12 protein-coding genes are annotated in these 20974 nt (G+C 52.9%); 8 read left to right on the top strand and 4 right to left on the bottom strand.

What is annotated here, in order from left to right; all coding sequences use genetic code 11:
* Nucleotides 1-82: 82 nt before the first annotated feature.
* Nucleotides 83-307 (top strand): helix-turn-helix domain-containing protein, encoded by a 225-nt coding sequence (locus tag J0X19_RS24900; protein ID WP_206986624.1) that lies wholly within the window; start codon nucleotides 83-85, stop codon nucleotides 305-307.
* A 493-nt stretch (nucleotides 308-800) separates the two neighbouring features.
* Here the strand turns inward: J0X19_RS24900 and J0X19_RS22270 are convergent, their stop codons facing one another.
* On the bottom strand, nucleotides 801-1775 hold the full coding sequence (locus J0X19_RS22270) for a replication initiation protein (RefSeq protein ID WP_242583207.1): 975 nt from the start codon (nucleotides 1773-1775) through the stop codon (nucleotides 801-803).
* A 2684-nt stretch (nucleotides 1776-4459) separates the two neighbouring features.
* On the opposite strand from J0X19_RS22270, the gene J0X19_RS22265 reads away from it, so the two are divergent.
* The 7 genes from J0X19_RS22265 to J0X19_RS22235 all read left to right on the top strand — a co-directional run bounded on the left by J0X19_RS22265 (nucleotide 4460) and on the right by J0X19_RS22235 (nucleotide 11876).
* The gene (locus tag J0X19_RS22265) at nucleotides 4460-4939 is read left to right on the top strand and encodes a hypothetical protein (protein ID WP_206986623.1); all 480 of its coding nucleotides are present in this window, start codon (nucleotides 4460-4462) and stop codon (nucleotides 4937-4939) included.
* Nucleotides 4857-5489 carry a hypothetical protein gene (locus J0X19_RS22260; protein ID WP_206986622.1) on the top strand — a complete coding sequence of 211 codons (633 nt, stop codon included), beginning with the start codon at nucleotides 4857-4859 and terminating at the stop codon, nucleotides 5487-5489. The genes J0X19_RS22265 and J0X19_RS22260 overlap by 83 nt, the downstream gene beginning before the upstream one ends.
* Nucleotides 5440-6357 carry a caspase family protein gene (locus J0X19_RS22255; RefSeq protein WP_206986621.1) on the top strand — a complete coding sequence of 306 codons (918 nt, stop codon included), beginning with the start codon at nucleotides 5440-5442 and terminating at the stop codon, nucleotides 6355-6357. The genes J0X19_RS22260 and J0X19_RS22255 overlap by 50 nt, the downstream gene beginning before the upstream one ends.
* A gap of 603 nt (nucleotides 6358-6960) precedes the next feature.
* Nucleotides 6961-7356 carry a hypothetical protein gene (locus J0X19_RS22250; protein ID WP_206986620.1) on the top strand — a complete coding sequence of 132 codons (396 nt, stop codon included), beginning with the start codon at nucleotides 6961-6963 and terminating at the stop codon, nucleotides 7354-7356.
* Between the two features lie 2 nt (nucleotides 7357-7358).
* Nucleotides 7359-8591: a hypothetical protein gene (locus tag J0X19_RS22245; RefSeq protein WP_206986619.1), complete on the top strand. Its 1233-nt coding sequence runs from the start codon at nucleotides 7359-7361 to the stop codon at nucleotides 8589-8591.
* Between the two features lie 442 nt (nucleotides 8592-9033).
* On the top strand, nucleotides 9034-10638 hold the full coding sequence (locus J0X19_RS22240) for a hypothetical protein (protein WP_206986618.1): 1605 nt from the start codon (nucleotides 9034-9036) through the stop codon (nucleotides 10636-10638).
* 5 nt (nucleotides 10639-10643) lie between these two features.
* Nucleotides 10644-11876: an amidohydrolase family protein gene (locus tag J0X19_RS22235; RefSeq protein ID WP_206986617.1), complete on the top strand. Its 1233-nt coding sequence runs from the start codon at nucleotides 10644-10646 to the stop codon at nucleotides 11874-11876.
* Between the two features lie 211 nt (nucleotides 11877-12087).
* Here J0X19_RS22235 and J0X19_RS22230 read toward each other — a convergent pair whose 3' ends face one another.
* From J0X19_RS22230 to J0X19_RS22220, 3 genes are read right to left on the bottom strand one after another with little or no spacing between them, the layout of a single operon-like run.
* Nucleotides 12088-12798, bottom strand: coding sequence for a hypothetical protein (locus J0X19_RS22230; protein WP_206986616.1), 711 nt, complete (start codon nucleotides 12796-12798; stop codon nucleotides 12088-12090).
* 57 nt (nucleotides 12799-12855) lie between these two features.
* Nucleotides 12856-16725, bottom strand: coding sequence for an ATP-dependent helicase (locus J0X19_RS22225; RefSeq protein WP_206986615.1), 3870 nt, complete (start codon nucleotides 16723-16725; stop codon nucleotides 12856-12858).
* Nucleotides 16725-20906 (bottom strand): DEAD/DEAH box helicase, encoded by a 4182-nt coding sequence (locus J0X19_RS22220; RefSeq protein ID WP_317194806.1) that lies wholly within the window; start codon nucleotides 20904-20906, stop codon nucleotides 16725-16727. The genes J0X19_RS22225 and J0X19_RS22220 overlap by 1 nt, the downstream gene beginning before the upstream one ends.
* Nucleotides 20907-20974: the final 68 nt, after the last annotated feature.

Genomic DNA, 20974 nt, shown 5'->3' with positions numbered 1-20974 from the left:
GTTACCAAACATACTAACTTTTACTCGAATTGTAGACGTATATGTCTACAAGTGGACGATAATCCACTTTAAGCTTGCATGGGTGAAAAAACCCGTCCATAGCCAAGCATTTGGCCTCCATCTGCGGGGGTTACGCGAGCAGCGGGGCTGGAGTCAGCAGGAGCTGGCTGACCGGGCCAACGTTACGAAGAAGACCGTGTACCGGATTGAAACCGCGCAAGCTTCTCCCACGCTGGATATGCTGGTGTGCCTAGCGGAAGGTTTAGAGCTGGATTTGCGCGACCTCGTCAGCTTTAGAATTGCGTAATTAACCATCATCGGCATATCATGGTGCCATCGGTAGTCTTTGCACCAAAGATGGAAGCTGTGTAGATGCCAGTTCTTACAGCCCATCACTACCAGGTAGATATGATGCAATCCGGCCAGGGGCGTATTGCCCCACGCCAGTACGCGCCGGCTGATTTACGCGCTAATTTTGAAAGCTTCTGCTGACAAGCTTTCAGCGATTTGCAAAACCTATTCGGTTGCTTCGTTAACTACTCTGCTTCCCAAGCTTCATGCTTTATTTCGTGCTGGGGAAACGCACTCACTGTTCGTATGAAAAGAACTGTTGGTCGGCATACTGACTATTAATTGTACCAAAACTCTAATCAAAGGCACAACTTTTGGTAAACCTTAGCTATTTAAAGCGGGATAACCATCTGATTGTAAAGTATTAAAAGGTATAAAATCATATTCTGGATGTACTTTTTAATACTTTGTTCTTGAGCTTCGTCCTCACTCTTTTGTACCAAGCATTATTAGTTTTTGGCGGCTTGCACCTGGGGCTTACGCAGACCCACCATGGTTAGAAATAAGCCACCAGGGTTGGAAGAGGCCTTGACTTTGCCGGTTTTCAGCTTATAGCAAAACGAGAACAGTTCATCTACCATGCGCCCTTCGCTCAGAATCTGCTCGGTAAGCCGTGGGTCGCGAATATCAAGTTCGGCGAGTCGCTGCCGGGCCATCTGCAGCCGCGAGTCATCCAACGGCTGCTCAAAGGGCAGGGGCAATTGTTGGGGCTCCTGCTGTTTAATTTGAAAGCGGATGCTTTCAAAGGAGCGCCCCTTCTTAATGAGTTCGTAGCCGATGTGCAAATCGGTGTTCTGATTGATCTGGGTGACGGCCACATCGAGCACGTACTTCTGAAACATCGACACCTTGGTGTATTGCTCGGATTCCACCCCCTTAGGATCTTTCAGGGACAGCATCACCTTCAAATCATGGAGGGTGAACGTACGCGTCTCGGACTTGTCCTTCCACTGCGAAGCAATCTGGTAGATCCGCTTGGCATACTTGCTGGTCAAGCTGAACGCTGCCTGTAGGCGGAAAGAAGTGAAATTACGCTTCAAATCAATCAGGTAAGGGCGAATCTTCTCCGAGATTTCCAACTCGATGACCCCTTCCCCCTTGATATATTCAGCTGAAGCGAGCAGACCTACCTGCAGGATGCGCTTGTTATCCTCGATCACGTACTCCCGGGTGCGTAGAGCAGACGTGGCTTCCAGAAACTGCTGGTAGTTCCACTGCCGGCCGGTCAAATGCTGCAGATCCATCACCTTCACCCGGTAGAACGTACCGATGCGGTCTTCTTTCTTAAGCAGCGAGAGCAGATAAAACACGATATCCATCTCACAAGCCGTCATCTCGTAACGAGCCGTAGTAATAGCATTGTGCTGGCGAATTTCCAGCCCCGTAGAATTACTCATAACAATCGCTTCATCAAGGCTTTGCATAGGTCATCATAGTAGTGATAAAAACAAAAGTAACCCATATCGGCGTAAAAGAAAGAACAAAAGAAAGTATTTTCCCTTACTACTTTCCTTTCGCTTATAAAACCTTTCCTTCCCGCTTATAAAACCTTTCCTTTCGCTTATAAAACCTTTCCTTCCCGCTTATAAAACCTTTCCTTTCGCTTATAAAACCTTTCCTTGATCACTTCCTAGCCCCTAAGGATCAGGCACTTATAAGCCTTACAAATAGTAACAAATAACTAACAAAGTTCACAAACTTGTGATGTAGCCAAAAAAACAGCTTTTAGGGTGTGTTAAGCTCAACTTCAGTGAGAACAAAGCAAAACAACAGACGACAGTATGCTACTCCTATATTAAACTGTGATTGTACTTTTACAATAATTATTAGTACTTATAAATTATTAACTGCGACTATCACATTCCTGAGCTTACCAAACCACACTCAACTACATCAAGATCAGCACGCAGTAGCCAATTCAAACCTCGAAAGGAAAGGTTTTATAAGTCAGCTATCGATCTTAACGCACTACACCCTTGATTGTCCAGCGAGAGCAGCACCGCTGGAACGAGGGTCTTACAACTGAAAGGAAAGGTTTTATAAGTAATTTGAGCAGTCTATACGAGTTGTGTAGCACCTAAAAGAAAGGTTTTATAAGTCACCTAAGAACCTTACCCCAACACTGTACTAGTTAAAGGAAAGGTTTTATAAGCATAAAAGATGGCTAAAACGGTGGAATCAGCGAAAAACCCGCATGATACCAGTCCCCTGCTTTCCTTCAATCAGGAAGGCCTATGCGCCGGCTACCGGATGAGGTACGGCAACTCATAACCCGTGCCGCTGCACTTCACTATTCAACGCAACTGCCTTTAATCACCAACCGACTGGAGAACCTCCTACCAAAATTAACCCAACTTCCGGCCACCGTCCGCCCCCAACGGCCATGAATAGCCACCCCCCACAACTACTGTTTAGTTCTCAATTGCCTGCCCGGCCAATTAAGCAACCCAATCCCGACATGTAGCACATGGAACCTCAATGAGGCCTGTAGACTAGTTCCTACGTGATCGGAGTGACGCCAGTTCTGGCAATTAACTCCTACAACACGTGAGCCTGGTTCCTAATAGCGAAGCAGCAGTTGAAAGGGGAGAGGGCATTCAACAAGCGGCACTGAGAGTTTCCAGGCATGCAAAGCTCATGCTACACGCAGTTGCCCTGGCGCAGGGCGGACAGAAACTGGTGAAATTGGCCCAGCCGGTTCAGCCCGACGTCCCGTCGGAAAGTAAGCCAATCTAAGCAAAAGCCCCAAGCCCTGAAACGGCGCGAGCCTAAGTTGTAAGATTAAGAGAAACTCATCCTACCAGCAGTAAATCTTCCAAGCGGGTCGTATTCTGGCCTTGATTAAAAGTTTGGTATAAAGGTTAAACGAACTATTAAGTGTCGGTCACTAAGTGCTACCTAGTTCACGCTCGCGGCCACGAATAGATGAATAACGAGCTCCCCTAGCCCCGAGCACACGGTTACCCTGAGTCTACGGTCACGGTATGAACGAAACCCTTCGCCGAACCGAACTTGGCCTGATGGTGGATAGCGTGATCCTGGCCAGAAAGCAGACCTAGGGTAAGTAGCCTGGTGAGGCCGAAACAAAAGCACCCCAACCAGCTGACCGGGGCACTTTCACTTTAGAATAGGGACGTGGTAGCCGATACGGGCTACTCCAACGGCTTCAACTACACCTTATTAAGGCCGCAAGAGATTATGCCCTGGATTCCCGTGTTTAGCGCCTACAAATCCGTTATTGAAGGGGTCCTTACCGGGAACAAGCCGATGAATTTAGTGTCAGGCTGACAAACTGCCGACGTTTCGCAAGTACAGCACCACGGCCGACGGGAATTTGACGAAACACGATCGAGCCTTCTACCTTGATTGCCAGCACTACGACTTTAATACCAGTTGCGTACCATATGCGGATCACAAGCAGTTGAATACGCTCGGCCCCCTTCCAACACCCCCTTTAGGACACCTTTTCTAGCTGCGGACAAGACGAAAGCTCGCCGAAATAGAGAGCAGGTAGCCGCAACTTATTAACGCATCAAGAGTTCTGCAACAGCCACGGTCTACTATAAGATGGATGCCACAAGGCGTTCTGCTCGGTGGCTTCCTACCAGCAAAGCCACCGAGCAGAACGCCTTGTGCCGCAGGCCTGTCCCTTTTTACCGGTGTAGAGCATCAATACCTGTTTCTACCGCACCCAAGAACAGTTTCGCCAAGCGATGCTAGGCTTCATCTCTCGGTTCGACGAGTTTGGGTAAGAGCTTATGTCGCTGCTTACCCTGAACTCACACATCTTTGAGTCGCAGACCACTATGTGATGAATTTAATTTATAAAAATTTATTGGTATAATGCACTTGTTATCTACGTCAAGTAACTGGCCCTTTTGGTCCCGAGGCTAGGCGTGCGTATTCTCGACATGATTTTAAAAGTCCTGGTCTTTATTCCTACGATCGATGTTTAGGAACTTTTAACCCCTTTCGCTTCGAGAAGCGCTTCCTTAGGTAGTCTTCACAGGCTAAAGTTGCTTTGTGATTATATCTCTAACAGTCTGTTAAATAGATTCATATAAAGTTTTCTTGTCTTTAAATACATTTATTTTTTATTAAAAAGCCCATGCGAATCAGTACGTTTTTGCTCGTCTTTTTAATATTAGTCAGTAGCCGGTCAGCCTTTAGCCAAGAGACCGCATCTGAGTGGGAGAACTACCTATTGCAAATGGGAACGGGGAAATCCAGCGGTCAGATAAGCAAAGAAAAGAGCCAGGGTATTAGCCCCAAACCTACGCAGTGGGTGCAGCTGGATCAGCGCGAAACCATGGGCCAGAAATGCGGCTCGGGCATGATATTTACGTTTGTTAAAATGCCCCAAAAAGTGGTGCAGCAGAAAGTGTGTGTAGACAGCACTTGGGTAGCGTCGCAGCATACCTGGCGGGTGCAGGTAATAGCGGGCAAAGAACCTGAATTGATATTTGACAATAAAACAGCGTATTTCCTGCGAATTGTACCAAAAAATGGATCTCCGCACCTCCGCTTCACCAAGCCCGGAAAAAACCCCGGCGACTCCACCATCCACTACTATTTCCAACTCCAATAACCCGCGACGCTGGGAGCCCAAACGCCCGGAGCCTTCCTCATTTAATTGGAGCGAACAGCTGGGCAAGCTCGCGGCACCAGCGTTGACGGCTGCGGGCCTATTAATTGGAGTCTGGCAGTATCAGGATCAACAGGCCTACAACGAGGCGCTCGAATTTAAGCGCACCATGTGGAGCAAGCGACTCGCTGCCTACGAGGAAATCAGCATGGTTGCCGCTCAACTCGTAACCGCTTTTCCGTCGGAAGTGCCTCTAGTAGCAGGCATACCGCCCACCGCGCAGCCGCGAGAGAACACACAATTTGATTCGCTAAGCCGGCGCTTTTACGTGTTGTATTGGGGCAAGCTCCCCTTAGTAGACGATTCCAAGGTTTCGAGTGCCCTCAAACAATTCAACGACGAATTGAAATCGGTTGAATTGGGAGAATCAAACGAAATTATTTTGAAGCAGAAAGGCTACTTTTTAGTTAAAACCTGTCAAAATTCTCTACAGGAATCGTGGTATGAAGACATGGTACATCCGTTGGCTGCTGATACTGCTGGGGCTAAGTAACTGGCAAGTGAGTGCCCAGCCGGGGGCCAGCCTCTACGTACTCAGCATCGGAAGTGCCGACTACGAAACAAATTTCACTCAATACGAGGCAGGTTTTGCAGGGTGGCCACAACTGCCAGCGGCTGCTACCAGCGCCCGGCAGATGGTAAAATTACTGGGCTCTTCGCGAGTGGCCTACCTAGATTCTCTTATCTCACGGCCAAACTCCCTCGTAACACGAGCCGCCGTACTGACGGCCGTGCGCAAGCTTAGCACCCGCGCGCTACGAGAGCACCGCCCCAACCCGTTACTGATTTTTTACTTTGCAGGTCATGGCGTGTCTGAAGGGTTTGGATGGAATTTATTTATGATGCCAGGCAATTTTACGGCAACTATCACAGGCCGCAACGCAGTCAGCATGGGCGAGCTTGCTGTGTATGCAGGTGATGTATATGATGCGCTGGCCGAGACGAAACTGCCTTTTGTCATGCTGCTGGATTGCTGTTACGAAGGCCAGGACGAGAAAGCTACCCTCAGAGCGCTAGCCAACCAACAGACCTTTCAGCAAGTAGCCGCCCTTGCACAGGCAAGCATGGCAATCGTACGTAAGATGAACGAATTCGCGGAGCCCAACCCCGTGGTATTTTCGGCAGTGCCCGGGCAACTAGCTGAGGCAGTGCCACTACCCGGCGGAAAGCCAGGAAAGCGAGTAGGGCCAGTGTGCCGGCGAGCTATGCTGGCAAGTGCCCAGGCCGCCGAACAGCCACTCACGCTCGATAGGTTACTATTAGCGTTGACTTCTCCCGTTCTGGATACTGCACCTAAGTCCGTCGCAATAAGTAATTGGGACCGCGCTGCCTGCTCTTTCAAGAACTACCGATTGCGATAGTCCGGTGTACAGGTTTGTTGCTACGTGAGGACCGGCTACCGGCTAGAAGCTACCGGTAGTTCCGTAGCTATGCTTACAGAAAGCAAAATGTACGGCACCTAGCCACTGGGAGTTCTGCAGCAGCCACCATAGCTTCCTGGCTTATCCTACTTACCTACAGTTTACACAACAAAGCGTCTAAAAACCGGAGCTAAGAAGTAGAGTAGGAAATAAAGCAGGCTTCATCTTATTGGGCTGACTTCCACCTGTTTGTGTCAAGAAAGTAAGGCGCCATTTGTGCACGGCGCTACTGTTTTACACGTGTTCGTGCCTACGTAACTACCCTAAGCCGAACTCCCTGCCGGGATGCGCTGGGATCTGACAGATAAGAACAGGCTGTTGACTAAAAGGATCAACTAGCCTAGTCGACGGCATGTGAGCTGACTTTGCTAAGTAGCTTTTCAAAGTACCAAACCCTCTTACACCCTTCCATTCAGTGGTGGCACTGATGTGATGAAGGGGAGGGGTAAATAGACTTGCGTTGCCGCAGAAGCATTTCCTTCATTGCCCTCACGGAACAAACCAAGCCATAACAGCTTCACAAAACAGGTAAAAACCAACATCATGGCAAAAAAGGACACAGCCGCCAAAGAGACTATTGCCCTAGACACGCTTTACTTAGTAGGGGATACCGACCAATCAATAGCGTTAGAAGTGATAACCGGTGGAATTAATCAGACCAGCACTATCAATGTAGAAATTATCGGTAGCCAAATAATTGCTAAAGGCATACAAGGAAATTTGCCTCAGACTACTATTGGTAGCAACAAAGAGTTGCAAGGGAAGATTTTATCTGTTACCTGCTCGATTGCTGATACTTCCCGAGATACTAATTATACGGAACTCAGAATACGATTAAACGGAGGAATCTTATTTATGGAATACCCGCTGTTCGCTACCGTGGCAGAGGAAGGTGACTCAGTCAACTACGTCTGCGTTGTACGCTTCTTCAAGCCTTAGTCATGAAAATAACGACTCTCCTGACCGTAGCTCTTTGCAGCGTTACGGTTACTGCGCTGGCCCAGAATGAAGAAGGAATAAAACTGGACGTACTACGAGCACCGGTTTCGCCGGCTTCCAACCTGCTGGGTATAGCGACTACCGATATTGACAAGCCCACGGATGTTTCGGCCTTCATGCTGTCCTTGCAATCGGCCAGCAGTTCCTTTGCGAAACTGCCATCCAATTATGCAGTAGATATTTCTCCGTATTACTTATTCACCAAAAAGCGAGGAGATTTCACTACCAATGGATTGCAATCCACGAAGTACGAAGATATTTTCAAACAAACATTTATTATTTCAGCGGCCATTCGCAATCCAGACGAAGCAGAAACAAATTTAAATGTCAACAATACTTACGCGGGGTTAGGACTAAAATTCTCGATTCTGCGAGGGGAATACGATGATACCACAAAAACAAAGCTTGATAAGATTATTGGCTTGCAAAAGAAAATGACCGATGACTTAGCCAAGACTGTTCGAGAATGGATTACCAGAAATGATCCTGAATACGCCGCCTTGGTTGTGCAAAGGCAACAATTGTTCACTAACAGGACAGGACTTACCCCTCAACAAGTCATAAACAGCGACCAGTATAAAAGCTTAGAAAGACAGATCAGTGAAAAATTACAAAACTTCACTGATCAGCAGACGGCACAGGTAAGGCAAGAGATATTTGCCGAAATCAAGCAAACAGCCGCAACGTTTCAAACCAGCAGAGTAGGTTTATCATGGGACATAAACGGTGGGGTTAGCGGCGAGTTTATTGACAAAAGATTCAACAGATCACGAGTTTACAATGCCGGCGTTTGGACTAACTTCGGGTATACCACTAAGGACGGTATTGCTCTCTTGGCATTAGCGCGCTATCTGCACAACCCCAACCAAATCTTTGCACTTGACAATCAACCCAATAAGATAGGTAACATCAATACCCTGGACGGCGGCCTCCGTCTGGCTTACTCCAGACCTCAATCGAAATTCAGCGCCAGTGCAGAAGGCATTTATCGTAGTGTCCTTTCCAGCAACACAATTGATCCTTCCTGGCGAATGGTATTTAATGCAGATTACGCTATTTTCCAGAACCAAAAACTTACGTTTTCCTTCGGCCGGAACTTTGACGGCACGGTATCGAAAGATGGTAACCTTATAGCCGCTTTAACCTTTCTAGCTGGATTCGGCAACAATAGATAAGCCAACAACCACGGCCAGACACCTTCGACTTACCTGGGAATGCTTTTCTTTCAAATATAGAATTCAAACTTAGGAGGTGGGTGACAGTTCGCGACACAGAGAACGACGAGCCAGTAAGGGGCGACCACAAGACTGTGCCGGCAGCTCGTGCCGGCACAGTCTTTCCAATTCTATCTAAGGTGAGGGAAGCGGAAGGCTGAATGCAAAACTATTACAAACACCGTGTCCCAGTTGGGTCTAGCTTAGCTAGACCCAACTGGGACACGGTGTTTGCTACCTTGCTGAGCTCTTGATTCAGTTACTGTTGCAATGCCTCAGGAAGCTATCTTGGGATTAAACAGCTATAAAATTAACTGTATACCAGTGCCAAAATCAGTGTTAGCACTGAAGCGCTGTGGCGTAGCAAAAAGCAGCTTTAGTGGTTCAATGCTGTTGACTGCCAATGTCCTTAACGCCGGTTTTAGAAGTCGCTATTTCCCTTTCCTTGCTGTACTTGTTCTTCAGCCAGGTTGTCTCTTCTATTTTTGAGTGGTTTGCTGGCCAGCTGAATCTGCGAGGCAATTACCTGCGCCGGAGCCTGAATAAAGCACTTAACAGCGGCCAAGATAAAAATTGGGCCGAGTTGGTTTATCGCCACCCCAGCGTGGATATGCTGGCGCAAAAGTCAAACCGACCACCGACATACATTCCATCCAGCGTCTTTGTCAAGGCTATCATCGACTTGGTCACTGATGAAGCCCGTACCCATCAGTTTCTGCCTCGCCTGGACGCCAACAGCCAGCCCACCGGCGATAGTGAGTACCAAGTTATGCCTCCTATGGCTGGCGGCTTGCCACTTAGCCCGTTGCAACAGTTTAAGGAAGGGCTAAACCGCGTATCGGAAGGTGACTTCAAGGCCTTGATGCGCACCCAACTCTTCAATGCCGAAGGTTGTGATAAGCCAATGGATGAAACGGCTGTATTCAACCAATTAATACACGGTACGGCTGTGTGGTACGATAATTACATGGAGCGCGTAGCGGGCTGGTACAAGCGTGCTATTCGCAAGTATTTGTTGCTGACCGGCCTATTGGTAGCAGCCTTGTTTAACCTCGACTCCTTGCGCGTGAGCAGCTACCTCTGGACGCACACGGCTGCCCGGCAGCGAATTATAGCCTATGCCGAAGAAGTAGCGCGCGACACGACAGCCCGCACCGTCATGCGACTCACCCCAATTGCCCCACCAGCGGATGTGCAGGCGGCGCGTACTACCTTACGACACTACCAACATCGGGTGGATTCGTTAACGAGCGCTCTGCAGGAGTTAAGCTTTCCCATAGGCTGGTCCCTGCAACTGCCTCTCGACAGCACTACGCTGCCTCCAGTTTTTCTCGTAAAACAAGCGGCACGTACAGTAATGCTACCGCAGCTAGCTAAGGCAACCAGTAGCACAAAGCCAACGGCAATTCAACCAGCCGCCGATGCTGCGCTGCCTGCCCCTGGCGCCACAGCACAGCCTACTACACAACCAGGTAATCCAAATGTTACAAATGCCGCCGCTGGGGTCGCAACAGCGGCCACAACCGGAGCAGCGTCTCAGCTTGTACCGACGCTCACGACACCAGCAGCAGAGCGGCCTTCCGCGTTGGGGACTACGATCAACACTGCTAGCACCCAGGCTGTCCCTAAGTCAGTCAGCTGGCAGCAGCCGGAGCATTATGTGCGCTACCAACGCGTTAGTCGTGATACTACCGTCAATGGACTCATGCTTACCCGAGTGTTCTGGCAGAAAAGCAAGCTGCCAATTGACAGCGTAGCGAATGCTCCGCAACTGCAAAAGCTAGTCCAGACAGCTCCGCGCAACTGGTGGAATTCACTTAAGGATGGTGCCCAGCACTTATATCAGCAGTTCGACCGCTGGACCTTGCTTGGCTGGCTCTTAACTGCGGTAGCGTTGTCTTTTGGTGCTCCCTTCTGGTTCGAGCTTCTCAATCGCTTCGTGAACATGCGTAGCGTGGGCCTGCGCCCGCCTACTGCCACTCCCACCCCCGATAAAGAACCTAGCTAGCCGTCATGCACATTTACAACTGTCACACTCACGTATTTAACCTTGACTGTGCTCCTGATCGGTTTCTCAACGGCATCGGTAGGGGCTGGTTTGGCAAAGCCGGTGCCCGATTACTTCAACTGATTCTGGCCTTTCCTCTGGCCAAGAACTGGACCCTGCGTCTGGCTAATCGCTTTCCCTTTGCACGCAAGTACGCAGCCTTCCTCAACATCGGCTCAGATCTCTCGCCACTGATCATTTTTGAAAAGCACCTACTACCTGCCTATCCGGCGGGCACTCGCTTCGTCGTGCTGCCCATCAACTTTGATCTGATGGGCGCAGGCACGGCTACTCTCAATCAAGAAAGCCAACTCTGGCAACTGCTTGATCTACGGCGGCGCTACCCCAATACCTGCCTGCCCTTTGTGAGCATCGACCCGCGCCGCGGCAGCGCAGCCGAAAACCTTGCTTTTCTACTGCGCTGGGTTGAGCGTGGCTTCGTTGGCATCAAACTCTACCCTGGCTTAGGCTTTTATCCTTTCGACGAGCGCCTTGACTTAGTGTATCAATACGCTGAGGCTCATGGCCTGCCTATCATGACGCACTGTACGCGGGGCGGTATCTTCTACCGAGGACCTATTACAGATGACCTGCGCAGCCCCGCTCGCCCCGATGGCCTTCGGGAACTATATGGTTTACCTTACCCGCTGCGTATTACCACAGTGAAGGAAACTAATGACAATTTCTGCGACTTCTTTCTTGACCCGCGCGCGTATGAGCTGGTACTCGCGCGTTTTCCCAATCTTAAAATCTGCTTGGCGCACTACGGCGGCAGTAGCGAGATTGACCAGAGCACGGCTGCCAACTTACCCACTACTGCTCCCGAAAACTGGTATGAGAGCATCCGATGGCTGATGATGCGGTACCCGCATGTGTACACCGACGTGTCGTTCACGCTGGCCGAAAAGCGATTGTTTACGCGCTTGGCTGCCGACTTGGCTGCGGATAGCCCCTTCCGAGAACGTATTCTCTTTGGCACCGACTTTTTCATGACCACGCAGGTCAAGAACGAAGCAAAGCTAGCAGTGGAATTAATGGAACACCTAGTGAGCGAGATCAACGCTCCTGACGCTTGGTGGCAGTTGGCCAACAGCAATCCCGTGCGTTACCTGCAATCGAGCGTATACACTCCTATAGAGCTATTTGGGCAATTGAATCCATACCAGCCTTCAGGATCGCTGCAAATGGGGACCGCTTAACCACATAGGTTTCTGCTCTAATGCTCTAAGAGATTAAACAGTACCGCTGCAATGAGGTGATCAAGTGGCAGTAAACAATTAGAGGACTTAGGGAAGGCTCAACATACCATGGTTGCTTCTCCTGGGCGATTAAACCAGCCGCCACGGTTCTTATTATAATCATAAAAGATTAACGCCCCCTCTGATCTTTCCTCTACCCGCCATATATTGGTCAACTCCTTCTTCGTCCAAAAATCGAGCGTCCCCCGTACTGAACTTCTGCATTATCGAGTAATTCCTCCGCCTTAGCTGATTCCGTAGGTGGTGGGTAACGTTCGCGCAGTAGGTCATCCAGGAAATAGTCTGGCGCATGAAAGCTGACGTCAAGACCAATGGTTTCCTCGAAGCGGGCGCGCGCTCGTAGTTGGTGCTGATACGCGTTGAAATAGCCTGGCTTTAGGTATACAAGCACAACGTAGCGCCCGTCGGTGAAATCGTGCGTGATGCTCTGCACATAGAACATAGACTCTCCCGTGACGGCCCGCAAGAAATCCAACTGCAACTGTTCGCCCACTCGGGGCGTGATAGGTAGGCGGCAGCTAAAGGTCTGTGAGGCTCGACGGCCAGTCAGGATGAGTTGGTGCTCGACTTGCTTGAAGACTACGGTATCGGCATCCGATTCCAGTAGGTGCAGGTAAGCAGCATATAGTGCGTCAAGCCAGCGTCGGTATTTGGAAGGAGAAATGCCTAAGTCCTGCTGTAGTTTCTTACCTGTGGGAACTCCCGCGTCGCCATCAACGGCGAGCAGGACTTTCGCTAGAGGCTGCCACTCGGCATTCTGCTCGGCAAGGCGACGCAGCACTTCAGGCACTGTTACCAAGTCACGCGTCATATCCTCCGACTTCATTAGGGACATTTCTTCTGATTGATAGGATTTAGGCATAGGAAAGCGGAGTTAGGATTGGAAGGATTAACAAATCACAGGCTAACTCCGGCTGCCTTACTCTTTGTAGTAGCCAGCGAAATCAACCAGATAGATATGCCCTCGGGTAACAGCATTCTGCCGCCAGTTCTTCAGCGTGTAATCGGTGTTGTGTTTCTCATCATACTGTTGCGAATCCTGGTAGGTATAATAGCTAATGCCGGAGACTGCCAACCCCAGCAGCTGATCTACCCGCGGCTCCTGCTTGAATGCCCCCGTTCGTAATTGTCCTACCTGCCAACCGTTGCACCATAGCTGCCATTCCACCCAGGATTTCCCGTTGAAAGCCTTCTGAACCTTTACTAGCTTCACGGGGTCGCCAATCTTGATCTTGTGACGGATGAACTCATACGTTCGATCCTCCCGAGCCCCCCAAGAGATAAACAGCTTATCTAAGCCGGGCTTGACAATCCGGCCCAGGCGCTGCTCCTTATTGGCCAGTTGATAAGCCCGCCCTTCCTGTACGGCTGCTTCCCGGTCGTATTGGATGACGGCCAGCCGATACCGGGCCCGAGTATAGGCTACGTACACTAGCCGCCGCTCTTCCTCCGCTACCTGGCGCAGGTTGGTTACTGGCCTACCGTCCCAATCGGCAGCGAAATCAGCAAAGGATGGGGGGATGAGCACGGCATCGAACTCCAGTCCTTTCACCTTGTGCATGGTCGTGAGCACTACTTCCCGCCGTGAGTGGCCCGGCACCAGTTCTGGCATGTGCTTCTCGTAGAGCTTCATGAAATGGCCATCATCGCGACGGGCCATGTCATCAATGAAGTCCAGCAGGTCCTGATTAGTAGCGTCGTCTTCCTGCTCAACTCTGAACTCCCGCACCAGGCAATGCACCAAATGAATTAGATACTCATCCCACGCGCCGGCAAAGCTCTGCAGCGTCTGCTGTTTAGCGCGAGCAAACTCCTGCAGGTAGTTAGGGCTAAGGAGCGCTTCCGGATTTTGCTGGTAGGGCTGCAGCAAATGCTGAAATTCGCGCGAGGTTACCGGCGAGTTGGAAGCCCCTTGAATGCGCAGGGCCACATCGGGCGGAAGGGTTCGGGACTGCAGCTCGTTGAAAGCGCGGAACACCTCATCATTGGAGCGCAGCATGACGGCAACCTGCTGGTAGCGCTTGCCCGGCTCGTATTCGGTTTCTGTTAGCAGCTCATCGAGCTTCACCTTCCAGTCAGTCTTGGTTTCCCGGAAGGACAGCAGCTCGCAATAGCCCATATTTCGCGCGGGCTTTCGAACGGGCTGCAGGGGTGGAATTGAAAACCGGTCCGGGTTATTGGCCAGCAGCCGGGCCGCTGCCTGCAAAATGCCGGGGTAGGAGCGGTAGTTGTTGCTTAGGTAATGCTTTTGGGGCTGATACAACTCCTCAAACTCCGCATAATAGGGATATGGGTCAACCTCACCTCCCTCTGCTACGCGCTCATACCCATAAATGCTCTGATTAGGATCGCCAATAACGCAGAGCTTGGCCGAGTCAACGGGAGCAATGGTTTTGAGCATGGCTAGGCGCTCACCCGTTATGTCCTGAAACTCGTCCACGAACACGTATTCAACTGGCCCCAACTGCTGGCGAATCAGCCGCGGATTATGGGCCAGCGCCCGGGCCAGCTGCGGTACCCACTGGCTGAACTCTACACCCTCCAACTCTCCTTGCAGGCAGCGGCGGCATAAGCCATGGAAGGTATACACGTGCAGGCGCTTGATGAGCTGCCCGTAACCCAAGGCCCGAAACAGCGTGCTCAACCGGTCCTTGAGCTCAACTACCACGGCCCGGTTGTACGCCAGTACCAGGATCTGGTCTGGTGGAATATTATTCTTCTGGATCAGGCGAGCGACGCGTAGCGTCAGGGTGTGCGTCTTACCGCTGCCGGGCCCGGCAATCACCTGCAGGTTATCGCTTAGCGGCGCATCATAGACTTGTCGCTGCTCCGCACTGAGCTTTTCCTCGGCATCCTTGAGCGCCTCCTGCCGAAAGGCCCGCAGCATGGCATGGTCAGCGCCCAGGTGATCTGCCAGCAAGCCCACCAGGTCAGCGCTACCCTCACAGGCAAAGTACTGCTTGATAAAGGCGTCCTGTTTTTGGTGGGGCATCGCGGCCAGGCATTCCAGAGCCAGCAGCCGAAGCTTTTTAAGCTCGGCTCCTTCTAAAAACTGCTGATGGGTCTGGTAATCCCGCGAAGACTGGTCCTCGTAGTCCGGGACGGTTTGATCCAGCAGGAACAGCTCAATGCCCATGGGCATAAAGCTGCCGCCCCCTTTGATGTAGCCTAGCGCCCGCGCCAGAAACAGCAGGTTATCTAAATAATCTACCCCCGCTTCTTCCAGTTCCAGCGCCACCACCATGTCGGCATAGTTGAAGGTGTACTCTCCCGTGAGCGTCTGAGCAGTCACATACTGTAGCAACGCCAGGAGCCGTTTTTTTAATTCGGCCAGGGGCTTGCGCCAGAGAGAGTCGTGGCGGTTACCGTTATAAATCAGCTGCGTTACGCCCGGCTCACTGCGGTCGCGCACGTTCATGACGGATTGCAGCCGCGTGTTAGGCAGCAGCCGTACCAGCTTCAGGGCGAATTTAGCCCGCTTCTCCCGCCAGTCCGCTGCCAGATCCTTAGCGGTTGTCTTCTTGTCAACCGGCTTCCCTTTTTTGAGCGGTGTCCAATAGATGTGGTCCGGCTGAAGATGTTCAGCCGCCACTTCCCCTACCAGCCGGTCCAGCTCATTGCCGTCCAAGCTGCGCTGCGTCTGGGGAGCTATTGGGGCCAGGAGATGCTCCGCCAGCAAAAACACCGACTCCACCAGCGGCAAGTCCCGTTTGTTCCCGCGGGATTCCTGCCAGGCTTTGAGTTCTGCTTCCCGCAGCTGCGTCAGCTCCAGATGCAGTTTCCGGTCAATGGATATGGCCTTGATCTTCTGGGCCAGAAACAGAAACCGGAACAGCTCGGCGTGTCGGCTTTTACCCGATAGCGCTTTGAGCTCTTCCATCGGCATGCTCACAGCGGTGGCTTCGCGATACTTCGATGCATGCAGCTGGGCAATAAATTGCTGCATCTGCGCCCGCTCCGTATCGTCTTTGATTTTCAGATAGCTGGGCTTCTCCAGTAGCAGCAGAGGTAGAAACGAGGGGGTAAATAGCCCGAGGCGAATACGACCCAGCAGTTCCAGCCAGTGCAGCGCTAGGCGGAACCGGACATCGTCCTCTTCTTTCTCATCGGCATCCCGCTGCCACAAATCCAGCGGCAGTGCCAAGGGCTCATGCACCAGTGTATCCAGCTCCCGGTACTTCTGCGCATACTGGTGAATCAGCTGTTGCGTCTTCAGCACGTACTCCCAGCTCAGAGCGGATTTGTGCTGCAGGTCGCGCAGCACTTGAAAATCCCGGCTGGCCATTACACAAACGGCCTGGATAGGATGGGCTTCAGAGAATCCGGCTGCCTCCAGTGCAGCCCGGTTACGGCCGGCCCGGCCTACCTCCTGCAGGAAATCCTCAAAGGCGGAAGAGGGCCCCAGGTGATAGACGTAATGGATGTTTTTAATATCCATTCCCATGCCGAAGGCCTTGGTTGCCACCAAGACAACTGTTTCACCCGTCTGATACGCGGCGTACTTGCGCTCCCGGTCAAAGCCATCCAGCCCGGCATGGAAGTAGTCAATCTGCTCGGCCCAGGGCAGCCCCGCTTCGGCGGCCAGCTCACTAAGCTGTTGAACTGCTTCTTCGGCCCGGCGGCGGGTCCGCACGAAAATAAGTACCCGGCTCACGCTTGCATCGAAGGTCTTCTCCTGCAGGTTCCGCACGACGGTTTCCGCCTGCTGGGCTTCTTCCTTGACCCGCTCAAAGCTCATGCGGATGTGCTCCCGCACCGGATTATAAGCTAACTCTCCTATGCGCTCCATTACACGAATAGCTGCGTAAACTCCTGATAGATCTTTTCCGAGACGGTGGCCGAAAATAGGAGCACCGGGAATCGGCGGGGGCTTCCTTCCCGGAAGCGCTGAACGGCCTTCCCGGAATACAGGTAGTCGGGCCGGAACTCATGCCCCCATTGCGAAATGCAGTGTGCTTCATCGTACACCGCGTACTCCAAGCCTTGGTCGTTATTGAAGCGCTGCAGGAAGGCCTTGGTAAAGGCTCCGCTCCGAAAGCGCTCCGGGGTTATGAATAACAGGGAAATCTCCCCACCCGCCAGCCGGCGGTAAATCTGCGGCAGCTCATCCCGCTTATCCTGGTTGATGTATTCCACGCTGCTGTAAAAGCCAAGCTTCCACAGGGCACTTACCTGGTCTTCCATCAAGGCCTTGAGGGGCGTGACGACAATGGTCAAGCGGTTGGTAAAGGCGCTGCGATACAGGGCCGGGGCCTGGAACAGCAGGGACTTGCCCCCGCCCGTGGGCAGCGAGACCAGTAAGTCTGTCTGGGCGGGAAGGATCTTGTTGAGGTAGGGCTGCTGGTGATCGTACCAGGGATGGCCCTCCAGAAAGACTTTGCTCAGCAAGGTCTTGGCTTCCTCCAGGTCCAGCGTAAACTCCTGTTCCGGCCGGGCACTCAGCAGCACCTGGTCGATCGTATGCGCGGCAGTGAGGTATTCCTCCTCGGTGGCCCAGGGAGCATCCGTGAAGTACTTCTGCATCTGCCAGGACTGCTCCAGGGCGGGAAAGTCACCCAGGCGGGGGTCCAGCAGCCAAAGATGGTTGTCATCGTGGTTGTCCAGTAGCCGGGAGCGCAGCTGCTGCACCAGTGGCTGCTGCAGCTTCAGCAGGAAGAACAGGTCACGCTCGAGCACGTCCTCCACGCTGCTGCCCTCAACAGAACTATACTCTGGAGAACCAGCTGATTCGCTTGCCTCCACGTCCCGGGACTGTAGCCGTGCCCGATCGAATAGCTGGGAGCCCCGGGCCAGAAAGTAGTTTTCAAGCAGGTTGAAGCTTTCCAGCACAAACTGAACCGGTCCCAGGTAATTAGCTTCCACCACGGCCGTTGCCTGACTGATCGGCACAATCAGGAGCCGCCGGCCCGAGCCGTACTGGTGCAATAGCTCCAAGCGACGACCCAGCGCGGCCTCCCGCCGCGGTATGAAGAATCCCTGACCTCGGAAATAGGCCTCCAAGGGCTCTATTTCCTCCAACCGCTGCAGGAGCAGTACCAGGGGGGAGAAGCTGCTGCGCTCCAGGACTTCCTTAACCAGAATGGCTTGGAGCAGCCAATAGCGGGAACGGTAGATGGTTTCCGGGTTGAAGGGCGTAATGCCCAGCCGTCGCTGCAGCGGCAACTGGGCCAATCCCAGCCACGTTACCTGCTGACGAGGAAATGGGCGCTCCGCTCCACTCACTACGTGCACTCGCGACGGCGCCAGGGAGGTAAGGAGTGCCTCCCAGTCAAAGCTGCCCCAGATGCGAAACTGTCCGTACAGATGCTTTTCCAACCACAGATTGGTATAGGCGGCAGGAACCTGTGCCCCAAGCTCCGCCGCCTGATCACGGCGGAGTGCTACGAAGCTCTGGCCACCAGAAAATTTGATCCATGCGGGCCGGGTGGCCGGGCTCGCCAGCACATCAGCGGTGGCCAGCTCCCGCAACAGCAGCTTGCGGCCTAACGTGATGAGGTCAGGCTCCAGGACGATCACTTCCAGGTCTGTCTGGCCCTGTAGCCGTGGTAGGTGCGCCAGCATCTGCTCCGCACTCAGGCAGATTCGTAGGCCATCCTGCCACAATGGTGGTGTCGTCGGGACGTGATGACACTTGCTAAAGTCCACGATTGCCTGCAGGCGGTGCCGGAAAGCCGGAGCCATATTGGCCGGCACGGTGGCAATCTGGGCTTGCCGGCAATATCGGAAGTAGCGTCCCGCGATAACGCGCTCAGCCGGGTGGTCTACCAATTGTTCCAATACCGGCTCCTGGAGCACCTGCCGATAAGGAGCTGGCGTGTTGTCTGAATCCCAGAAGCTCATGAAGGACTCGGTTCGCAACTCGTTCCATAGCTCGGTGGGAGCCAGCACGAGTGTGCGCGGGGAGGTGCTCTGCTGCAGCTGCTCCCGCAGCAACCGCTGTCGCGAGGAGGGCTGCGGCTGCGGCCGCAGGTAACCAGCAGCTTCGTGTCGCAAATCGGCTGCGGTTAGCCATGCTTCCTGCTGCTGCGTCCGCAACCGGGTCAAGGTGTCCACCACTGCCGCCCCAAACAGGGGTGATAGCTCTTCCCACTCCGCCGGGGAAAGTAAAAGCACCCGTCTTACCTGGGTCAGGAAAAGCCTTAGTGCAATCTCAGCATCCGCCTGCGCTTGGTGGGCAGTGCGCAGAGCCAGCACCTGCCAGTCCACGCTTAGTGCCATCTCAACCGTGAGCGTGTCCCATAGGCAGTCCGCTTGCAGCTCCACGTCATGCTCCGCCAGTACCGGTGCGTCGAAATCGGTTAGGTTATGTCCCACCAGCAGGTAGGGAGCGCTGTCGGCCACTCGGAACCGAAGCTGCTGCACCCGCTCCTCCACGGCGGTATCACCCTGGCCCGTATTCCACGCGCCCGGCCGGCCCCAGGCAATTTCGTGGATGACTTCCCGGTCGCTCTCCAGATCGAGGCCTATAGCAGAAAAAGCAGTAAGGAACTGCTGATCCCGGCCGGCCCGCACCCTGTCTAGCAGCAGAGGGCTGTTAGCCGGCGTTAACCACTGACTCACCGCAAGCAGCTCTTCATCTGTCAGCTGCGCCGCTACTTTATCCTGAGCCGTTGGTAGTAGGACGTTGAACTGGGCAAGTGCCGCCTCCCGCGGAAATGCATGGGGCTGCTCCTCTTCCAACCAGACTTCCAAGTGTGCGGAGGCGGGAAGTGCTTCAAAAAGCTGTTGCTCGAGCTCCTGCGCGGCATCCGCAATGGCCATTCGGGCAATGCGGCGGCGCTGACGGAAAACCTCGACCTCAGTGGTAGTGCCGGCCTGTTGCAGCCACAGCGCGACAACCTCGTTGTATACCTCGGGGTGCATCTTGGCCAGAAGTCCCTTAAGCTTGGCCAGATCTGTGTGCAGCTGTTCACCGTCCTGCTGGGGCAGGCAGGCCAGGCATAGCCCGGACAAGGTATGGTGCGGCGTACTAGTCCACCACGTCACAGCGGCTTCGGACGCGGCCAGCAGATGAGCTAGTGGAGTCGCTACGGCTAGGTGGCCAGCCAGGGGCGACTGGTAGTACAGCCATAGCTGCCAGGCATAAAATGGTGTCGATCGATTGAGAACCGTTTGCACCGACTCGGCAAGCAAAGCCGGCAGATGCTGGCTGATCTCTGTCAGCGCCTGTATAGCCGGACTCCACGACTCGGTGTCCGTTACCGGGCGGATGCGGCTTAGTAGTTCCAGGGCGGTTTCGGCCCGTGCTTCTTCGGGTAGTACGCGTAGCAGAGTCAGGAGGGTGTCCACGTCCACGTGCTGCTGCACCCGGTGAAGCAACGCCAGGTTCTGGCTGAGGGGACGCGCCCAACGAACCTCCAGGGTGCCCGGCTTCTTTCTGCTGGGGCCTTCGGCAAACAGCACCCAGTCCTTTAACTCGGGCAAGGTTCCAAAGGCGGAAAAATGCCAGAACAGCTTTTCACTCGCCCCTCTTTTCAGCAGAAAGCCAAAACCCCGTTCTCCAATTACGTCGACTACCTGCCCCAGATACAACTCATCATCCCCGGGTTGCTTTGCCGCTGCATTCTTAGGTCTGGCAGCGCGATTTTGACCTCCCGCTTTGGGCTGCTGGGCGGCTTGGGCTGCCGGCGAAGGCTCTTTTTCGTCTGCAGCCGGTGTTGTACTTAACAGGCTTTGCGTCTCCGCAAGCAGCTCCAGGTTAATAGTGTGATTGTTGAGGGGAGGCTGGGGCTCATCAGAGGTCAGCTCCGTAAATGAAGCATTCTCCAGAGGGGCGATGTTCTCCGGATGAGGAATGCCTAGCTCATCACTCAATATAGTCAGCCAGGCAGGCGGTGCCGTCTTTACGAACTTCAGCTGCGCTTTTATCCCATGCTTACCCAGAATATTTTCCAGCTGCTTAGGACTGATATTATAATATTGATAAATTTTTGCAAGCTGCATAACAAGATTGACCGGGTAGCAATGCACCAAACGTCAAAGAGAGCTAAGGTAGGTTTTTTAAGTCCAGTTTCAGACAGGGTGGAAAGTTATAGTAC

Origin of the sequence: Hymenobacter telluris (assembly GCF_017313265.1) — a bacterium.
Lineage (GTDB): Bacteria > Bacteroidota > Bacteroidia > Cytophagales > Hymenobacteraceae > Hymenobacter > Hymenobacter telluris.
The sequence above is the reverse complement of the archived record's forward strand: the minus strand, read 5'-3'. Positions and strand labels throughout refer to the sequence as shown.